Raw genomic sequence first — 17,204 nt, 5'->3', positions numbered from 1 at the left:
CTTGTACGTGCAAAAGCTGCACGCGTTAGCTGTTGATTTTGCGCAGGACATCGAACAGTTCTTCGTTATCCGGCTGTTTGTCGATCGGGTGAACATCGATAAAGCGGATGATCCCCTCTTTGTCAATGATGAACAATGCCCGCTCGCTTGCGCCATACGCCGGTGCGTTCGGGTCTTCCCGGAGCACGCCGTATTTTTTCGACACTTCCCCGTGCGGATAGAAATCGGAGCACAGCGGATAGGAAATGCCGCCGATCGATTTCTGCCATGCTTCATGGCTCGGAATGCTGTCTACGCTAATACCCAAAACTTGGGTATCATACTCTTCGAACTTGGACAGATCGTCCTCGTACGAAGGCATCTGGGCACCTCAGACCGGCGTCCAGTCGAGGGGATAGAACGCGATGAATACGTTTTTCTTGCCAAGGTAGTCGGACAAGGTGATGGTCCGGTTGCCGTGCGCCTTCAAAGTGAAATCAGGCGCCTTGTCGCCGACTTTCAAGGTTTTCGTCTCGGTTGCACCTTTTGGCATTTGCCATTCCCTCCTCTGATATGTAGTTGTGGGGTCGTCTCCCCACAGTTATTGTATACCAATTGAGGAAAAATCTCAATCTGGAATACCTTCTTATTTATAATTATTCAAAACTATGTGGAGAACGAACAGATGGAGTGCGGCCGCTTCACCCGGGGTACCAGGCATTCGAACACCCGGAACGGGTAATTCATTCGTTCCGCTCCCAGATAGGAAACAGACAGATCTTCCGCGATTGCAAGATCAAAATTCTGCCTGCCCACCGACACGATGACACCGCTGTTTTCCTTAATCACCGGCGATTGGTAGACGCCCGCCGTCACCAGCTCGCGGATATGCTCGATCTCCAGCACGTTGGTGCCTTGATGCACCCGCAGCATTTTTGCGTACAGGGCCGGGTGTACGACCATCGCGTAGGGACCGAACTGCCCGTTTTCGATCAATTTGGTCGTCATTTGCACCACATCCGAATACGCCCTGCCCGATTCCGTCCAATCCTCGATCAGGTGGGTCAGCCGCCCGGTTGCGTTGGTCAAGCCTTCGATGCCAAACTCCTGATTCCCGTTAAAAATCAGGTCATCCTCTTTCGCGGCCACAACCGACGCCGCGCCAGCCGCCGCGCTGAAATCGATCTCCGAGCCCAGTTGTCTCGCCAATTCAATATCCCGCCAATGCAAAATAAAATCCTTGTACAAAATGGGGATCGTCAGTTGCACCCGCCGGCCGGTGCCAAACGCATCCTGTTCTTCCTCGCCGAGCTGATCAACTGCGGCGAGTTCGACATGATCAAACCGGTCGGCCGGAACTCCTTGCATGCCGGCTCCCAACGGGCCGTACAACTCCAGGATCCGTCTGCCCACCAACTGCCGCCTGGCGGCTTCGATCACCACGTTTTGCAAACGCTCAAGCTCATCGCCGGTCAACGGCATATCCGCATCAAACACACGCACTGTCGCCATGGAAAGCTCCTCCCTGGTCAATCGCTAAATATGGAATTGGACTAATATTGAATCAGGCTGCCGACGGTCAACCGCCGGTCGCCGCCGGTCGATTGAACAGCATCGGCGCCGACCGACCGACCGTCTTCTGCTGCACCCGCGCTTCCAGCGCCAGCAGCACCGTCCGTTTGCCACTCGCGCAAACGTTCGATCAGTTCGGTGATCGCGGCCGCCCGCTCTTCTTCTTCTTCAACCAGATGGGAAAGCAGTTCTTTCGTCAGATTGTCTTCTACATGATGGAGAATCACTTGCATATGCTCGACGAAATGCTCCATATTCCGCTTTTGCCCTTCCGCCAGCCGGATCAGTTGTTCAGACGGATTCATGACTCTGCTCCTTTCCAGAAACATCTCCCTAGCAGATTTGCCAATTTTTTCTGAGGATATACAATCCGCGCTGTTCCTGCTAGAATATTGGAAAATGATATTGATTCTCATTACCGAGTCAGGGGGGCAACATGAACTTGTTCGGTTGGATCGATTTTTACAACGGATTGGAAAAAACGAAGGAGATCGGCGGGTGCATCGAAGCGGCTTCAATCACGCTGGCGGACGGCACGTCTTTTGCCAATGCGGTGATCACCCGCGTGGATTATACAGGCAACCGGTTTTACGCGCTGGGGTTTATGGATGAACAAGGAACGGTGCGCATCGTCAACGTGGACCAGGTGAGCGTCATCGTCAGCCCGGAACACAAGAAGATCCGCGACGTCAACAACCAGGCGTACCAAAAATGGGCACGCGAACAAAAACGGGCACGCGCGTTGCGCCTGCTCGAGATCAGCAAGGGAGCTGCCCGCTGCTCGTATGAAAAAGAACTGCAGATCCTGCTGGACGACATCGGCGTCCAATCGGTGAAGGAACTGTCCGCCCCGCCGCCGGAGAAACCTGTGCTGTCGGTCGTGGGGGCATAAACGGGCCATTTTGTGACAGGTCGCGATCGCCCCGCTCCCCCGGTTCAAGTGATAAGTCATCGCTTTGATTTCATCGAGTTTGCGTTCGTGGAAAATAAAATAATTGACTGCTTTTCCTTATCTGACTATTTACTCCAAACATTTTGTTTTGTGCCCATAGGTTTTTTCGAACAAAAAGCCCGGAACGATATCATGGAGATATCCTACCGGGCTTTTATTTCTCCGACACAATGGGTTGCCAGAATTTCAAGTCACTTCATGTGGAATCGCTCGATTTTGTTTCACGATTAACGCGAATAGAACTCCACGATCAGCGTTTCGTTCACGTCGACCGGGATTTCGGTCCGTTCCGGTTTGCGGGTCAGTACGCCGGTCAGCGTCGTTTCGTCAAACGACAGGTACGGCGGCAGCACCGGCCGATTTTCCAGGCTTTCTTTCACCACTTGCAGTTCGCGGCCTTTTTCGGTCAGGCCGATGGTCTCCCCCACTTTCACCGAGTACGAGGGGATGTTCACCCGTTTTCCGTTGACCGTCACGTGGCCGTGCGTGACAAGCTGGCGGGCGCCGTCGAGCGTCCGGGCGAATCCCAGGCGGTAGGCAATATTGTCCAAACGAGTCTCCAGCAGCTCAAACAGATTGGCGCCGGTGATGCCTTTCCGCCGCGCTGCCTCCTCGTAATAGCGGCGAAACTGCTTCTCCTGAACCCCGTAAATGTAGCGCAGCTTCTGCTTCTCCAACAGTTGGATCCCATACTCGCTGCGTTTTGCCCGTTTCGTCGGCCCATGTTGCCCCGGCGGATAGGGGCGTTTGTGCGCCGGGCATTTGGCCAGCCCGCACAGCGGATACCCCACTTGTCTGCACAGTTTGTGTTTGGCTCCAGTTCGTCTTGCCATATCGATCAAGCTCCTCTCGAATATGTGTAACAGGCTTCTAAACGGTTAAAAAATCGTCGAAGGCAGCCAATTCAACTCCCTCTTGCCGAAGCGACTCGAGTTCCATTTCGATCTCGTCCACCACCGCGCACAGCATATGTACCAAGTCATTCTGGGTCATGTTCCGGCAGTCCTCGACCGTCTCCAGCAGCACCACAGAACGAAACAGGTCCCCAACACGGGCGAATGTTTGTGCGCTGATCCAGACCTCTCCCGACATGCTGCGCAACGCCTGCGACAGAACAGGCGCCGAGAACGACCAATTTGCCAAAACATGGTTCAGGCACTTTTCCGCGCTAAAACTGCCGAATGCAGGCAGTACCGCTATCTTGCCCGTTGCGTCAGGCGGAAGCAGGAATTGTTCCACCAGTTTCTCGATCCGCTTCTCGACAAGCATACGCCCACCTTCAAATAATTGAAAATGATTCTCGATATCAAATCATAACCGATCCTTGCCTATTTGTAAAGTGTGGACGAAATTTCTCCATTCTACACGTGCTGTGGTATATTGGAGGTAGCAAATCTACCGGAGAAGGGAAGTCGCAGCATGGAATCGACGGCAGTGTTGGAGGTACATAAGGTTTTCTGGATCATTGCGATCGTCTTCGTAACCGGAATGTTTTCGGGTAAATTGGCCCAGCACCTGAAGATACCGGATGTGGCCATTTACATACTGGCCGGCGTATTGGCCGGGCCCTTGCTGCATATCATCCTTTTGCCGGCTGAATCGACCGCCGACCAATTCATTGTCACATTGGGAGCCGCTTTGATTCTGTTTGACGGAGGGCGGGCGATCAGCTTTCAAGTGCTGAAGCACGTTTGGCCGACCATCCTGCTGCTGGCCGTTCCGGGTGTCGTTATCACAGCCGCCGTTACGGCGGCGGCAGCGATGTACTTGCTGAAATTGCCGATCATTTACGCATGGTTGTTGGCGGCCATTATCGCGTCGACAGATCCGGCTACACTGATTCCCGTTTTTCGCCAGGTGCCGATTGATGAGCGGATCAAGCAAACGGTGGAGAGCGAAAGCGCGTTCAACGATGCAACCGGTTCCATTCTCACCTTCACCGTGCTGGGTTTGGCGATGGGGACGCAAACATTCTCGTTGGCGGACAGTGTGGCCGAGTTTTTCAGATCGGCGCTTGGCGGCGTTGTCGTCGGCTTGGTAGCCGGCTGGCTGACGGCGCTGTTCATGTCGGAAACCCGGTTCGGATTTTTCCGGGAGTATCCTGCTGTCGCCTATACAGCTTCCGCCATCGCCTCTTATGCGATCGCCGATCAGCTTCACCTGTCCGGATTTATGGCCACTTTTGTGTCCGGCGTGATCTTGGGCAATCACCATTCGCTCCGCCTGCCCGTAAACGATGAAAAATTGAATGCAGTGGGCCATTTTTATGAAGGAATCACGTTGATGATGCGCATGCTGATTTTTGTTTTGCTGGGCACACAGGTCAATTTTGCAACGCTGGCGGCCTACCTGTATCCAGGCCTCGCTGTGATCGCCGTCTTCATGTTGCTGGCGCGGCCGCTGACTGTCCTGGCCTGCACTCTGCCAGATCGGAAAGCCAAGTGGAAATGGAATGAAATCGCGTTTATGTTTTGGGTGCGGGAAACCGGCGTGATTCCGGCCGCCCTGCTGGGAATCCTGGCCGGCACGGGGATTGCCCATCTGGATGCAATCGCCGCCGTAACGTTTCTGGCGATCCTGATCACGATCGTCTTGCAAGCGAGCACCACCGGCTGGGTCGCAAGAAAACTGGGGGTGCTTGCCGAAAATCAACCGGGTCCTGGCGGATCGGCGTAAAATCCGCTGTGGCAGATTTTGTTTTTGAGGAGGAACTTGATGGAACAGCAAGCGATTTTGGCAATCGGCATCTTTTTGCTCACCTATGCGCTGATCATCAGCGAAAAAATCCACCGCACGATCGTCGCAATGGCAGGCGGGATTCTGATGGTGGTCGTCGGCATCGTCGACCAGGAGACGGCCCTGCATCATATCGACTTCAATACGCTCGGATTGCTCGTCGGGATGATGATCATCGTCACCGTCACGGGGAAAACAGGATTGTTCAAATATTTGGCAATTCTTTCCGCCAAGCGGGCAAATGGCGACCCGGTGAAAATTTTCATCTCGCTCAGCCTGATCACCGCGGTGGCATCCGCGTTGCTCGACAATGTGACGACCGTGCTGCTGATGGTCCCGGTCACATTCAGCATCACCCGGCAGTTGCGCGTACCGCCGATCCCGTTTTTGATCAGCGAGATCCTCGCCTCCAATATCGGAGGAACGGCCACGCTGATCGGCGATCCGCCGAACATCATGATCGGCAGCGCCGTGACTGAATTGAGTTTCATGGACTTTATCGCCAACCTGGCAGCCGTCTCAGCCCTGATTTTGCTGGTGACGATTGCGATCCTGGTCGTGTTCTACCGGAAGCAAATTCAAACGGCGAAAGAATTTCAAGCGAGCATCATGGAGTTGAACGCAAAAGACGAACTGACAGACATCCGCTTGCTGAAAAAATGCCTGTTCGTGCTGGCTGTCACGATCGGCGGGTTCTTTTTGCACCAGCTGCTGCATCTGGAATCGGCAACCGTGGCGCTGTTTGGCGCATTTCTGCTGCTGATGCTGACGGGTGAGCACGAACTGGAGGATTCGCTGGCGAAAGTCGAATGGACCACGATCTTCTTTTTCATCGGGCTGTTCGCCCTCGTCTCCGGTTTGATGGAAACGGGCGTCATCTCCACTATGGCGCAGCAGGCCATCGATTTAACGGGAGGTAACTTGACGGCAACAGCGATGCTGATCCTCTGGCTGAGCGCCATCGCATCCGCGTTCGTCGACAACATTCCGTTTGTGGCAACGATGATCCCGATGATCAAAGAAATGGGGACGATGGGGCTTGCCAATCTGGAGCCGCTGTGGTGGAGCCTGGCGCTGGGAGCCTGTCTAGGCGGCAACGGCAGCCTGATCGGCGCCAGTGCCAACGTGATCGTCGCCGGACTGGCGGCGAAAGAGGGGCAGCCCATTTCGTTCCTGAAATTTTTGTGGATCGGATTTCCGCTGATGATCCTGTCGATCCTGATCAGCACTGTATATGTGTATCTTCGATACTTGATGTAAGCAACTGCCGATATGAGATGACCGCCCGGAACAAAGCGTATCCTGGATCTAGCAGAAAACAGTCCCTTCTCTGAAAAGAAGGGACTGTTCTTATTCTTCAGAACTCTCGACGTATGCAGGCAGGCTGGTCAACCCGAGTTCCCGCGCCACATGATACTGGGCGATTCCGCGCCGCAGCACGTAAGATCCGTCGTCCAACCGGCGGATCTGGATACAATCCAGTGGTTCGCCGTTCTGTACCTTGGTTTTCAAGCGCTTCAACTTCTCGTCACTCACATAATACCCCTGAAAAATATGGGGCAGCACCACCGAGTCGATTTCGACCTCAACGATCCTTCCCGGCTTGCCGTTGGCTGAATGGGCGATTTGCGGGTCACCGTTGGCCAATTCCGGGCCGCCGTTTGCCGCGTTTGTTTGGCTAGCTGCCGCCGTCTGGCTGGCCACCGTTTGGCTTTCGAACGCTTGCAACCGTTCTTTCAGCCGCTCGACTTCCTTTTTCAGCAGACAGACTTCGCTTTGCAGTTTCTCCAACATTTCATCGCCCGTCGACCGCTGGCTCTCCGCCAAACGACGGTACTCAATCCGTTCGGCGTTCGCCAGGTTCTCTGCCGGGATGTAATAAGGACTGCCCCGCCTGCCGCCGCCTTCCGCTTTCAGTTTGCCGTCGATGATGTCTTTGCGCACCACCTGCGGCGACAATCCTGTGCGCAGGGCCAACTCGTTGACGCTGAACCTCTCTTTTTCCTGTTCCTCGGCAAGCGGCTGCAAGGTCCCGCTCTCCAAGAACCGGCGGGCAAGCTGCCGATATTGAGCCCGGTCGGCGGCCGCCAGATCTTCGATCCGGATCCGCGTCGGGTTGCCCCTTCCCCGCTTGCCCTGATCCGCCACGGGCAGTTTACCCGATTTTATGTCAAGACGAATCGTGGCTGTCGAGACGCCGGTCATGCGAGCCAGCTCCTGAATCGTGACAAACTCCAACTACACTCCCTCCCGATCGTTTAAATAATTTATTCTAAATATATGATTTTTTTAAAAATTTGTCTATCTCTTTTGCCGAAAAATTATTTTTTTCCGTAGATCAGCCAGATGGAGACGAACAGCAACGCCACTCCGGCAGCCCGCTGCCAATCGATCGGCCGCTGCTGCACGCCAAACCAGCCGAACTGGTCAATCAACAAGCCGGTAGCCAGTTGCCCGGCCAACACAGCCACCATCACGGTGGTGACCCCGATCTGCGGCACCCCCACGATGATCGCCGTCACATAAATCGCCCCCAATACTCCCCCTAAAAATTGCCAAACGGGAGCATGTGCCGCTTCCCGCAGATTTCCTTTGCCCAGCAGCGCCACAACCATCAGCAGCGTCAGTGTCCCGACGGAAAACGAAACAAAAGCGGACTCAAAGATGCCCACTTTTCTCGATAACGTGGCGTTAATCGGCGACTGGAACCCGATCATCACCCCGGCTACGATCATCAACCCGACAAATGCCCATGACTGCATGTCTCGCACTCCCCATCCCTTTGTCAAATCTGCCCGATTATGGTACGATCCGTCTTGAGTCTGACAGAAAGCAGGTCATCAGATGAAAGAAAATCGCCCTTGGATTGAATATATCATTCAGCCGGAGCAAGAGGGAATGGCGCTGCAGGAGATTCTGACCGGTCAGATGAAAATTTCGCGGCGCATGATCCAAAAGCTCACCCGCACGAAGGGAATTCTCTACAACGGCAAACCGACGTTTCTCAAACGGCCGGTGAAAGCGGGCCACGTGGTGCAGGTGGCGGCCGAGGTGTCCAACCGGCAAACGCTGTTGCCGCAGCCGATTCCGTTTGGCATTTTATATGAAGACCAGGAAATCCTTGTCATCAACAAGCCGGCCGGTATCAACGTCCACCCGATTCATTCCGGACAAACCGACACACTGGCGAACGGAATCGCCTGGCATATGCGGGAACAGGGACTGGCCGCGCCGGTGCGGCTGGTGCACCGGTTGGACCGCGACACGTCAGGCATCCTGATCGTCGGCAAATCGGCGTTTGCCCATCAGCATCTCGACCGGCAGTTGCGGGAACGGAAACTGATGCGCCGCTATCTCGCGTTGGTGGAAGGAGAAGTGGAAGAGGAACAGGGGACGCTTGCCTATCCGATCGGAAGAGACCCGGAAAATCCGGTGAAACGCAAAGTGCGTCAGGACGGAGAACCGGCTGTGACCCATTTTTGGCTCCGTGAAAAATGGAAGGGGGCCAGTCTGCTGGAACTGTCGCTGGAAACAGGGAGAACCCACCAAATCCGCGTGCATCTGGCCCATCACGGGTATCCGGTACTAGGAGACCGCCAGTACGGTCATCCCTCTCTGCTGATCAAACGGCAGGCGCTGCACGCGTTCCGCCTCTCGTTCACACACCCGCGGACGGGCGCACCGCTGGAATTGGAAGCTCCGCTTGCCGAAGACATGGCGGCGGCGATTGAGCAGCTGAAACAGCAAAACGGGTAGGTCCTCGAACCTCCCGTCCTGTCTGCTCGTTTCGAACCCCGCCGCCCCAAGTCACGTGCTGTACGCGAACAAAGCGTCAATGGTCACGAAGGCCAAATCCAGCAACTCCGCTATAAATGCTGGCCGCAACGGCTATACCGATGGAAAACGGTGTCCGGTCACATCCCAAAAGCCTTGCGGACCTCTTCCACAGTCTCCCGTCCGGCGGCAGCCGCCAGAACGACCATCAGTTTGATTCGCGCTTTGTGGGCGGGAAGATCCGGCGCGAAAATCACTCCCCGCTCGTACAAATCCCTTCCTCCTCCGACAAAACCGTAAACGGGCGCCACCGATCCACGCGGCGAACGGCTACACACCAACACCGGCACGGATGCCGCCACCGCCCGTTCGATTCCCGGAATCATCGCCGGCGGAACATGGCCCAATCCCATCGCTTCGATCACAATTCCCTTCGCTCCGCTGTCTAGCGCAAATTGCAGGAACGAATCGTCCACCGCGAATCCCGCCTTCACCATCGCCACCCGAGCCGTCAACTGATCCGGCTGGATCGAATAGTAGTCCCGCTTGCACTGCCGCACAAAATAGCGTACGCCCGCTTTGTCCACCACCCCAAAGGAGCCGAGCTGGGGAGATTGGAAGGTTTCCACGTGGCTGGTATGCATCTTCTGCACAAATCTCGCCCCGTGAATCTCCCCGTTCAGAACGACCAACACGCCTTTGTCGCGGGATTCTTCGCTTACGGCCGTTTGCACCGACTGCTGCAGATTCAACAATCCGTCGCTTGCCAGTTCGTTGGAAGAACGCATCGCCCCGGTGATAACCACCGGTTGTGGAATATGCAGGGTCAGATCGAGAAAATAAGCGGTTTCCTCCAGAATGTCGGTTCCGTGCGTGATCACGAACCCATCGTAGTCGCCGCACTTTTTCAAGATCAGTTCGCGCAGCTTCAGATAATCCCCCACCGTTAGATGGACACTCGGCAAGTTGGCAAATTCATAAAAAGTGGTTTCCGCGTACGGGTCGAGCAGCGATTTACCCGAAAGCAGCACATTCTCCCCCATCATCTGGACGATTTGCCGTTCGTCCTGCCCCATCGCGATCGTGCCGCCAGTTGTAATGATCAGGATTTTTTTCATGAGCTCCTCCCTTTCTCGCGCAACGCCTGCTTCAGCACCTTTCCGCCGGGATTACGCGGCAGCGAATCAATAAATTCCACATATTCGGGAACTTTGTAGTCTGCCAGATGCTGCTTGACAAACTGTTGGATCTCATGCGGCGTCACCGCTCCCGGTTGCTTCAGAACCACAAACGCTTTCACCTGCTCGCCAAAGATCTCGTCCGGTACTCCCACCACCGCCGCCTCCAAAATGTTCGGATGGCTGCAGAGAACATTCTCCACCTCCACGCTGTAGATTTTTTCTCCGCCGCGGTTGATGATGTCTCTTTTGCGGTCCATGATGTACACATAGCCGTCCTCGTCGATCATTGCCATATCGCCTGATTTCCAATATCCTTCCGCAAACGAATGGCGGTTCGCCGCATCATTCTCCCAGTAGCCCGGGATGACCATCGGGCCTGCAATCCACAATTCACCCACCTCACCCGGTCCGCACTCGCGTCCGTCGTCGCCGATCACCCTGCAATCCGCCCCCGGAACCGGAATCCCTACGGAACGCACTTTCTCCATCTCCCACCCCGCAGGCATCAAAGTGGTCGGCGACGAAGTTTCGGTGGCACCGTACGCGTTGCGCAAATCGAGCCGAGGAAAGATCTCCCGCAACTGAAGGATTGTGTCCGGAGACATGGGAGCCCCGCCGTACAGCGCGAGCCGCAGGCTGGTCAGTTGCAGCAGTTCCTCCTGAAGCAACAGCAGCTTGTAGATGGCTGGAACATTAAACATAAACGTGACTTGATGGGCAATCGAGGTTTGCAAAAAATGGCCCGTCGAATATTCCCGAACCAAAACCGACGTCCCACCTGCCAAAAGCATGTGGACTAGTTGGCCGATCAACCCGGTCACATGGAACAGGGGAACCGCGACAATCGTACGATCCTCGTGTGAAGTGCCGCAAACTTCACGGTAGTTGATCGCGCTGTGGATAATGTTCAAATGGCAGGCGATCGCTCCTTTCGGCGTGCCCGTCGTCCCGGACGTATACATGATGTAACAGGGGGCGGTTTCGTCAGCCGAATCTTCAACGGTGATCGGAAGCTCCCGGACAACCACCTGCTCATACGATTGGGAACTGCCCCCTGTGGGATCGCCGATCGCAACAAACCTGACCTGCGGGAAGCGTTCCCGTAGCCGACCGATTTTCTCTTCGAAATCTTTGTGGTAAAAGACGATCCGGCAACCGGAATGCTCCACCATAAAACGCAGTTCTTCGGCAGCCAGCCGCGTGTTCAACAAGACGGCGATCACGCCCGCCTTGGCGGCCGCCAGCAACAGTTCGCAAAATTCGGGGAGATTGGGCAGTACGATCCCAATCCGGTCACCCTTTTTCAATTGCCAGAAATGGACGAGATGTTCCGCGACACGGTTGACCCGTCCCAACAACTCGCCGTAAGAGATCCGTTGTTCTTCATAAATCAAGGCAATCCGTTCCGGTTGCCGGTCAGCCGACTGCGCCAACAACTGATACAGGCTTCGCGGCCGATTTTCATACACATGCAGTTGGCGTCCAAATCGTACCACCTGTTCAAATCGCTGTTCCATGCGCAGCCCCCCTATTTAGCGGTCCAACCGCCGTCGACGTGCAGAATGTGACCGGTCACGTACTCCGACGCATCAGAAGCGAGAAATATCACCGGGCCGATCAAATCCTTCAGCTGGCCCAGCCTTCCGGCCGGGGTGCTGCCCACAATCTGCTGCAGCCGGTCAGGATCCTGCAGCCAGCCAGAGGTCATCGGGGTTTCGATATAGGCGGGCGCGATGGCGTTGACGCGTATGTTATGCGGCGCCAGTTCGTTCGCCCATACACGGGTCAGCTGGTTAATCCCCCCCTTGCTGGCGGCATACGCCGTTTGCAAGGGCATCCCCACGCTGCCAAAAATCGAGGAGATGTTGATGATTGAACCGCCCCCCGCCCGGATCATCGTTTTTGCCACTTCCCGTCCAACCAAGAAGACTCCCTTGAGATTTATCGACAGCACCCGGTCCCAATCCGCTTCCTCATATTCGGCAAGCGGCTTGCGGATGTTCATGCCTGCATTGTTGACCAGCACATCGATCCTGCCCAGTTCGGCAACCGCTCTTTCCACCATCGATCGAACTTCCCCGGAGACCGATACATCGCATGGAATCGGAACCACCTTAGTACCGTAGGCGGAAAGCTCATGCGCCGCCTGGACCAACTCCTGCCGGTTGCGGCTGACGATCACCAGATCGGAGCCGGCCTTGGCCAATCCCGCCGCCATGCCGAATCCGATTCCCTTGCTGCCTCCGGTGACAAGACTGACTTTGTCCTGCAACGAAAAATTCGGAAACTCGATCTGCACCTTCCTGCCTCCTCCCGTTCTGATTTTTTCCAGTCGGCTTCCTTTCGTCTCCTTTACACAAGCCATACATAAGCAAGAAACGTGCCACAGGCAGAGAACGGTCAGTTGACCTGCAATCCGTATTTTTTCGCTTTTCGGACAAATGTCGACTGGTCAATCCCGATTTCGCGGGCTGCCCGCCGCATGCTCCGGTGTTCGCGCAGCGCATGTTCCAAAAAACGCTTTTCCGCTTCTTCCAAATACCCTTTCAGTCCCTTTTTCGGAGGGATGTCATTGGCTCGGACCATCGTGGCAGGCAGGTCTTGTTCCGTAATAAACGATCCCTTGGCGGTAATGACAAGCCGTTCCATCAAATTGGCCAGTTCTCGTACATTTCCTTCCCACCGGTATTGCTGGAAAATCTGGATGACTTTCGGATCGATCCCCACATTTTTTCTGTGTTGAATGTTGTATCGGCTGAGAAAATGATAGGCCAGCACCGGGATGTCCTCTTTTCGTTCACGCAACGGAGGAATCTGGATGGGCACGACGTTCAGCCGGTAAAAAAGGTCGGCGCGAAACGTTTTTTCCTTGATTTTTTGCGACAGATCCTGATGGGTAGCGGAAATCACCCGCACATCCACCTTCCGGGGTGTCGTGCCGCCGATCCGGTAGAATTCGTAATCCTGCAAAACGCGCAGCAGTTTTGCTTGCAACTCGAACGGCATATCGCCGATTTCATCGAGAAACACCGTGCCGCCATCGGCAATCTCAAACAGCCCCGGCTTCCCATCTCTTCTCGCTCCTGTAAAAGAACCGCCCTCGTAACCGAACAGTTCGGACTCCAAAAATCCGGCGGGTATCGCCGCACAATTGATTTTTACGAACGGCCGTTTGGCCCGCGGGCTGTTCTGATGGATGAGATTGGCGATCACTTCCTTGCCCGCGCCCGATTCTCCCAACAGCAGGACCGTCGAATCGGTCTGCGCCACCCGCTTCGCTTCTGTGATGATTTCATTCATGCTTGCGCTGACCGCAATCACGCTTTCATCCCGCTGATGCTTGGAAAGCTCCGCCTGATTGGACTGCAATTGTTCATATAGCATCGACAGTTCGGACACATCCCTGACATTCGTTACCACCCAGAGCAATTCACCTTCCGCGGAAAAAACGGGGTTACCAGTGACCAGAATCTCTTTTCCCGTTTCCACCCGCTGACGGATGGTGACAGGCTTCCCCTCTTCCAACACCTTCAGCGTCACCGAATTGGATACAATGCCCTCTTCCACCACTTGCCGCATCGTCTTTCCCAGCAGCTTCTCGCGGGGGATGCCGGTGATCCGCTCATAGGCACGGTTTACAAAAACGCCCGTTCCGTGGCGATCCGCAATGTAAATGCCATCGAACAAGGATTCCAAAACCAGCTTCAATTCTTTTGGGAACAAGCGTCATCCCTCCCACCAACAATCCCTGTTTCTTTTATATTATCAGAACATTTTATGTATTAACATAAAAGTAAGCCCTCCTGCTCGGCAGGAAGGCCGTTTCTTTCTCGTGTTCTTACGTCAAAAAACGCAGCGCAAGTTCCTTGTAAAAGCGGATACTATCTTGATATTTCTGGATTTCCACATATTCATCCGGCTGGTGGGCCAGTTTTTCATCCCCCGGCCCGTAGATGATCACTGCCAGGCTTCCCCCGGATCCGGGAACAAATACCGAAGCGTCGGTAAAGTATCGAACGCCGGCCGGAGCGAATGTTTGCTGGAACAACTCCTCTGCCGTTGCCAGCGCCAGTCTTACCGCCGGGTGGTCAACTGGTGTGCGTACGGGCGGCTTGTCGTTGAGGACGGCCACCTCGAATCTGGCTGGAGCCTGTTCTTTCATTTCTGTCAGCAACCGCCGGATATCCTCCACAATTTCCCGATGATTTTGTCCCGGCACCGTTCGAATGTCGATCTGCAGCCGGCATGTATCCGGTACCACATTGGTCTTGACACCGCCGGAAATGACACTCAGGTTCACACTCGGCTCTCCCAGCATTTCATCCGCTTCGTACCGGAAGCGGAACTGATTGCGCAAAGCGTTGATAAACCGATTCATATGCTCGATCGCGTTGACTCCCTGCTCCGGCATGGAGCCGTGTGCCGTCCGGCCGTAAGCGGTGATTTCCAGCCACAGGGCGCCTTTGTGCGCGATAAAAATGCGGCCATTGCTGGGCTCCCCGATCACCAACGCCGCCGCTCCCTGCAGCAGCCCCTCCTCCACCAGCGCCCGGGCTCCGCAACAATCCACCTCTTCACCCGCCGTGGCTGCCAAGATCAAATCTCCTTGCAACGCAACCCCCGATCTGGCAATTTCCGTCATAGCTACCGCCATCGCTGTCAGGCCGCTTTTCATGTCAGAGGCACCCCGCCCATAGATCCGCCCGTCCTTCTCCACCGCACCGTACGGATCGAATTCCCATGCGATGTCGCCGGGTGGGACAGTGTCCATATGTCCACTGAAAATCAGGTTGCTTTTGCTGCCAGTTCCCCGGATTCTGGCCACCAGGTTGCACCGGTTGGGCGCCAGCTTCCGGATTTCCGTTTCAATACCGCTTTTTTGCAGCACCGATTGCAGCAGCCGGGCCACCGGCTCCTCGTCACCCGGCGGATTGACGCTTTTCATCCGGATCGTTTCTTTCAACAGCTCCACCGCTTCCATCAGCCGCTCCCCCTCCCCGTTATTCGCCATCTCCCGGAGCATGGACAATCGCTTCCGCCAACCGGCGTTTGCTCTGCCAATCGATCGACCGCTGGATGACTACTTTCTGAGCCTGCGGCGAACCGGCTCCGTGCATGCATTCGACAATCGGCGTTGCTCCGGTCATGTTTTCGATCAGCCGCCCCATTTTGATCCGTTCAAGCGGGTCCACCTGCTCCCCCGTCTTGTAATATTTGTGGATAAACGGGGACACCCGGGGATTTTCAAGTTCCTTCTCCGACGGCAGCGTGGCGATGAACCCTCCTGCGATGTCCTGGGCCAGCCGGGTCACTTCCGGATAATAGCGGGCCGTGTTGAACTTGGACGAGTTTGCCAACACCGGATCGACAAACGCCACACCGCAATCCAGTTGCGAACAGTTGTAGGAGCAGGCAAGCGCCCCGCTGTACATCGTTTCCACCAAATGTGCCATCTCGGCCAATTTTTCCCGTACATGGCCCGCCTTCACCACCCCGTGCATGTCGGCAACCGCCAGGGTCGCGCCGATCAGTACGTCCAGGTTCCCTGCTTTGCAAGCGCCGTAGTTCTGCCGGTGATAAGACGCAAAACGGTCGACCAACGTGCCGGTGAATTCCGTCTCTCCGCACATAAACACCCGTTCCCAAGGCACGAACACATCGTCAAAGATGATCAGCGCTTCGCCGCCGACCACGCCGTATCTGGCGTTCCCCTGGTCGATCGACCCCTCCCATTTCCGGCTGTCATTCACCTGCCGGCCGAATACATAAATCACCCCTTTTTCGTCTGCCGGAACCGCGAACGATACCGCGTAGTCCTGATCGGCCGGAGTCATGCCCATACCCGGCATCACCAGGATTTGATGCGAGTTGATGGCACCCGTCTGGTGCATTTTTGCGCCGCGGACGATAATTCCGTCTGCCCGCTTTTCCACGACCCGTACATAGAGATCCGGATCGTGCTGTTCGGAAGGCCGTTTCGACCGGTCGCCCTTTGGGTCGGTCATCGCTCCATCCGTCATGTAGTCGTTGTCCTGCGTTTCGATTAAAAATTTCCTGAACCGTTCATGGTAGTCGGTGCCAAGCTTGCGATCCATGTCCCAGGTGACGGTGTAGAGGGTGATCAACCCATCCATGCCGACACACCGCTGGAAACAGGTTCCAGTAATTTGCCCCGCTACCCGTAGCATCATCGTCTTTTTCACAAGATCTTCCTGATTCTGGGGAATATGTGTCCAGCGATTGATCCGGCGCCCCGTCAAATGAGAGATAGCGGATGCCAAGTGTGCGAACTCAGGGTCGGTGGCCAGCTGATACGTGACGGCCGCCGCGTTGATGTGGGGACGCATGGCCGGGTGGTCCACCACGTTTTCCACCCGTTCCCCCATAAAATACACTTCTTTCTTCTGCTGTCTCAGGCTTTCGATATACTGCCCAGCTGTCATCATGATGGGTGTCCCCTCCTGCTCGAAATTTGTACAAGTAGGACGTTTTCCGGTGCGAATCTCTGCATCTCGGCCCGAAAGACGGTTGATTGCCGTAGAGATTGCAGAATTAGACATTGCAAAATGTATGCCAATTTCTTGAATGCCGAAACGATTGCCGGAATCGCGAATCGGCGGCCGTTAATGATGCAGCTTTACATCATATATGCAAATTTGCATCATTCTCTTGAATCACTGATCAACCTACCATTCGGATGGTTTAGTGAATTTTATTATTTGAATATCAAGTTACCTCAGCAAATCCTTCACATGCGAACATTTGTTTGTTATACTAGATGCAAACGAATGTTCGGGAGTGGTTGGCATGGCTCAACAAGAAGCGATGACGTTAAAGAGATTTCAAGAGAAATTTCATTCGGATGACGTATGCCGCGAGCATCTGTTTCAGATCCGCTGGCCGAACGGCTTCTGTTGCCCCAAATGCGAGCACGCTGCGTTCTACTTTCTGGAAAGCCGTAAGCTGTATCAATGCACGCGCTGCAAGCATCAGGCTTCTGTTACCGCCGG

Annotated in this window: 18 protein-coding genes; 5 read left to right on the top strand and 13 right to left on the bottom strand. The window is 55.0% G+C overall.

Features of this window, described 5'->3' with window-relative positions; genetic code table 11:
• Positions 1–25: 25 nt before the first annotated feature.
• The 3 genes from C230_RS0117855 to C230_RS0117840 all read right to left on the bottom strand — a co-directional run bounded on the left by C230_RS0117855 (position 26) and on the right by C230_RS0117840 (position 1,856).
• The gene (locus C230_RS0117855) at positions 26–532 is read right to left on the bottom strand and encodes a peroxiredoxin (RefSeq protein WP_245534011.1); all 507 of its coding nucleotides are present in this window, start codon (positions 530–532) and stop codon (positions 26–28) included.
• Between the two features lie 113 nt (positions 533–645).
• Complete coding sequence (locus tag C230_RS0117845) at positions 646–1,491, bottom strand: family 1 encapsulin nanocompartment shell protein (protein ID WP_018133417.1); 846 nt, start codon at positions 1,489–1,491, stop codon at positions 646–648.
• 41 nt (positions 1,492–1,532) lie between these two features.
• A complete protein-coding gene (locus tag C230_RS0117840; protein ID WP_018133416.1) occupies positions 1,533–1,856 on the bottom strand; it encodes a hypothetical protein in 324 nt (107 codons plus the stop codon).
• Between the two features lie 131 nt (positions 1,857–1,987).
• Between C230_RS0117840 and C230_RS20945 the strand changes: the two genes are divergently transcribed.
• A complete protein-coding gene (locus C230_RS20945) occupies positions 1,988–2,443 on the top strand; it encodes a hypothetical protein (protein WP_018133415.1) in 456 nt (151 codons plus the stop codon).
• 287 nt (positions 2,444–2,730) lie between these two features.
• Here the strand turns inward: C230_RS20945 and rpsD are convergent, their stop codons facing one another.
• Positions 2,731–3,336: a 30S ribosomal protein S4 gene (gene rpsD / locus C230_RS0117830; protein WP_018133414.1), complete on the bottom strand. Its 606-nt coding sequence runs from the start codon at positions 3,334–3,336 to the stop codon at positions 2,731–2,733.
• 37 nt (positions 3,337–3,373) lie between these two features.
• Positions 3,374–3,772, bottom strand: a complete 399-nt coding sequence (locus C230_RS0117825) for a hypothetical protein (RefSeq protein WP_018133413.1) — start codon at positions 3,770–3,772, stop codon at positions 3,374–3,376.
• A 150-nt stretch (positions 3,773–3,922) separates the two neighbouring features.
• On the opposite strand from C230_RS0117825, the gene C230_RS0117820 reads away from it, so the two are divergent.
• A complete protein-coding gene (locus C230_RS0117820; protein ID WP_018133412.1) occupies positions 3,923–5,179 on the top strand; it encodes a cation:proton antiporter in 1,257 nt (418 codons plus the stop codon).
• A gap of 39 nt (positions 5,180–5,218) precedes the next feature.
• Entirely contained in the window at positions 5,219–6,499 is a 1,281-nt protein-coding gene (locus C230_RS0117815; RefSeq protein ID WP_018133411.1) for an ArsB/NhaD family transporter, read from the top strand.
• Between the two features lie 90 nt (positions 6,500–6,589).
• Here C230_RS0117815 and C230_RS0117810 read toward each other — a convergent pair whose 3' ends face one another.
• Together C230_RS0117810 and C230_RS0117805 are read right to left on the bottom strand one after the other, a co-directional pair.
• Positions 6,590–7,477, bottom strand: coding sequence for a helix-turn-helix transcriptional regulator (locus C230_RS0117810; protein WP_018133410.1), 888 nt, complete (start codon positions 7,475–7,477; stop codon positions 6,590–6,592).
• Positions 7,478–7,560: 83 nt separating this feature from the next.
• Positions 7,561–8,001, bottom strand: coding sequence for a DMT family transporter (locus C230_RS0117805; protein WP_018133409.1), 441 nt, complete (start codon positions 7,999–8,001; stop codon positions 7,561–7,563).
• Between the two features lie 82 nt (positions 8,002–8,083).
• Here C230_RS0117805 and C230_RS0117800 point away from each other — a divergent pair, with 82 nt between their 5' ends.
• Positions 8,084–8,995: an RluA family pseudouridine synthase gene (locus C230_RS0117800; protein WP_018133408.1), complete on the top strand. Its 912-nt coding sequence runs from the start codon at positions 8,084–8,086 to the stop codon at positions 8,993–8,995.
• A 158-nt stretch (positions 8,996–9,153) separates the two neighbouring features.
• On the opposite strand, the gene C230_RS0117795 is transcribed toward C230_RS0117800, so the two are convergent.
• The 6 genes from C230_RS0117795 to C230_RS0117770 form a co-directional block, all read right to left on the bottom strand.
• Positions 9,154–10,131 carry an asparaginase gene (locus C230_RS0117795; protein WP_018133407.1) on the bottom strand — a complete coding sequence of 326 codons (978 nt, stop codon included), beginning with the start codon at positions 10,129–10,131 and terminating at the stop codon, positions 9,154–9,156.
• Positions 10,128–11,711 carry a class I adenylate-forming enzyme family protein gene (locus C230_RS0117790; protein ID WP_018133406.1) on the bottom strand — a complete coding sequence of 528 codons (1,584 nt, stop codon included), beginning with the start codon at positions 11,709–11,711 and terminating at the stop codon, positions 10,128–10,130. Before C230_RS0117790 ends, C230_RS0117795 begins: the two co-directional genes overlap by 4 nt.
• 11 nt (positions 11,712–11,722) lie before the next feature.
• Positions 11,723–12,493 carry an SDR family NAD(P)-dependent oxidoreductase gene (locus C230_RS0117785; protein ID WP_018133405.1) on the bottom strand — a complete coding sequence of 257 codons (771 nt, stop codon included), beginning with the start codon at positions 12,491–12,493 and terminating at the stop codon, positions 11,723–11,725.
• A gap of 101 nt (positions 12,494–12,594) precedes the next feature.
• Positions 12,595–13,917, bottom strand: coding sequence for a sigma-54 interaction domain-containing protein (locus tag C230_RS0117780; RefSeq protein WP_018133404.1), 1,323 nt, complete (start codon positions 13,915–13,917; stop codon positions 12,595–12,597).
• 115 nt (positions 13,918–14,032) lie between these two features.
• Positions 14,033–15,175, bottom strand: coding sequence for a M20 family metallopeptidase (locus C230_RS0117775; RefSeq protein WP_040393985.1), 1,143 nt, complete (start codon positions 15,173–15,175; stop codon positions 14,033–14,035).
• 19 nt (positions 15,176–15,194) lie between these two features.
• A complete protein-coding gene (locus tag C230_RS0117770) occupies positions 15,195–16,640 on the bottom strand; it encodes a 4-hydroxyphenylacetate 3-hydroxylase family protein (RefSeq protein WP_018133402.1) in 1,446 nt (481 codons plus the stop codon).
• A 361-nt stretch (positions 16,641–17,001) separates the two neighbouring features.
• Between C230_RS0117770 and C230_RS22125 the strand changes: the two genes are divergently transcribed.
• On the top strand, positions 17,002–17,204 hold a 203-nt coding region (locus C230_RS22125), incomplete at its 3' end, for a transposase (RefSeq protein ID WP_169332862.1).

The sequence above is a fragment of the Effusibacillus pohliae DSM 22757 genome (genome assembly GCF_000376225.1).
GTDB classification, from domain to species: Bacteria; Bacillota; Bacilli; order Tumebacillales; family Effusibacillaceae; genus Effusibacillus; species Effusibacillus pohliae.
The sequence above is the reverse complement of the archived record's forward strand: the minus strand, read 5'-3'. Positions and strand labels throughout refer to the sequence as shown.

Excerpts from the sequence above, each read along its gene's own strand:
- C230_RS0117845 (WP_018133417.1), bottom strand. The coding sequence starts at position 1,491 with ATGGCGACAGTGCGTGTGTTTGATGCGGATATGCCGTTGACCGGCGAT.
- C230_RS0117840 (WP_018133416.1), bottom strand. The coding sequence starts at position 1,856 with ATGAATCCGTCTGAACAACTGATCCGGCTGGCGGAAGGGCAAAAGCGG.
- C230_RS20945 (WP_018133415.1), top strand. The coding sequence starts at position 1,988 with ATGAACTTGTTCGGTTGGATCGATTTTTACAACGGATTGGAAAAAACG.
- rpsD (WP_018133414.1), bottom strand. The coding sequence starts at position 3,336 with ATGGCAAGACGAACTGGAGCCAAACACAAACTGTGCAGACAAGTGGGG.
- C230_RS0117825 (WP_018133413.1), bottom strand. The coding sequence starts at position 3,772 with ATGCTTGTCGAGAAGCGGATCGAGAAACTGGTGGAACAATTCCTGCTT.
- C230_RS0117820 (WP_018133412.1), top strand. The coding sequence starts at position 3,923 with ATGGAATCGACGGCAGTGTTGGAGGTACATAAGGTTTTCTGGATCATT.
- C230_RS0117815 (WP_018133411.1), top strand. The coding sequence starts at position 5,219 with ATGGAACAGCAAGCGATTTTGGCAATCGGCATCTTTTTGCTCACCTAT.
- C230_RS0117805 (WP_018133409.1), bottom strand. The coding sequence starts at position 8,001 with ATGCAGTCATGGGCATTTGTCGGGTTGATGATCGTAGCCGGGGTGATG.
- C230_RS0117800 (WP_018133408.1), top strand. The coding sequence starts at position 8,084 with ATGAAAGAAAATCGCCCTTGGATTGAATATATCATTCAGCCGGAGCAA.
- C230_RS0117795 (WP_018133407.1), bottom strand. The coding sequence starts at position 10,131 with ATGAAAAAAATCCTGATCATTACAACTGGCGGCACGATCGCGATGGGG.
- C230_RS0117790 (WP_018133406.1), bottom strand. The coding sequence starts at position 11,711 with ATGGAACAGCGATTTGAACAGGTGGTACGATTTGGACGCCAACTGCAT.
- C230_RS0117775 (WP_040393985.1), bottom strand. The coding sequence starts at position 15,175 with ATGGAAGCGGTGGAGCTGTTGAAAGAAACGATCCGGATGAAAAGCGTC.
- C230_RS0117770 (WP_018133402.1), bottom strand. The coding sequence starts at position 16,640 with ATGATGACAGCTGGGCAGTATATCGAAAGCCTGAGACAGCAGAAGAAA.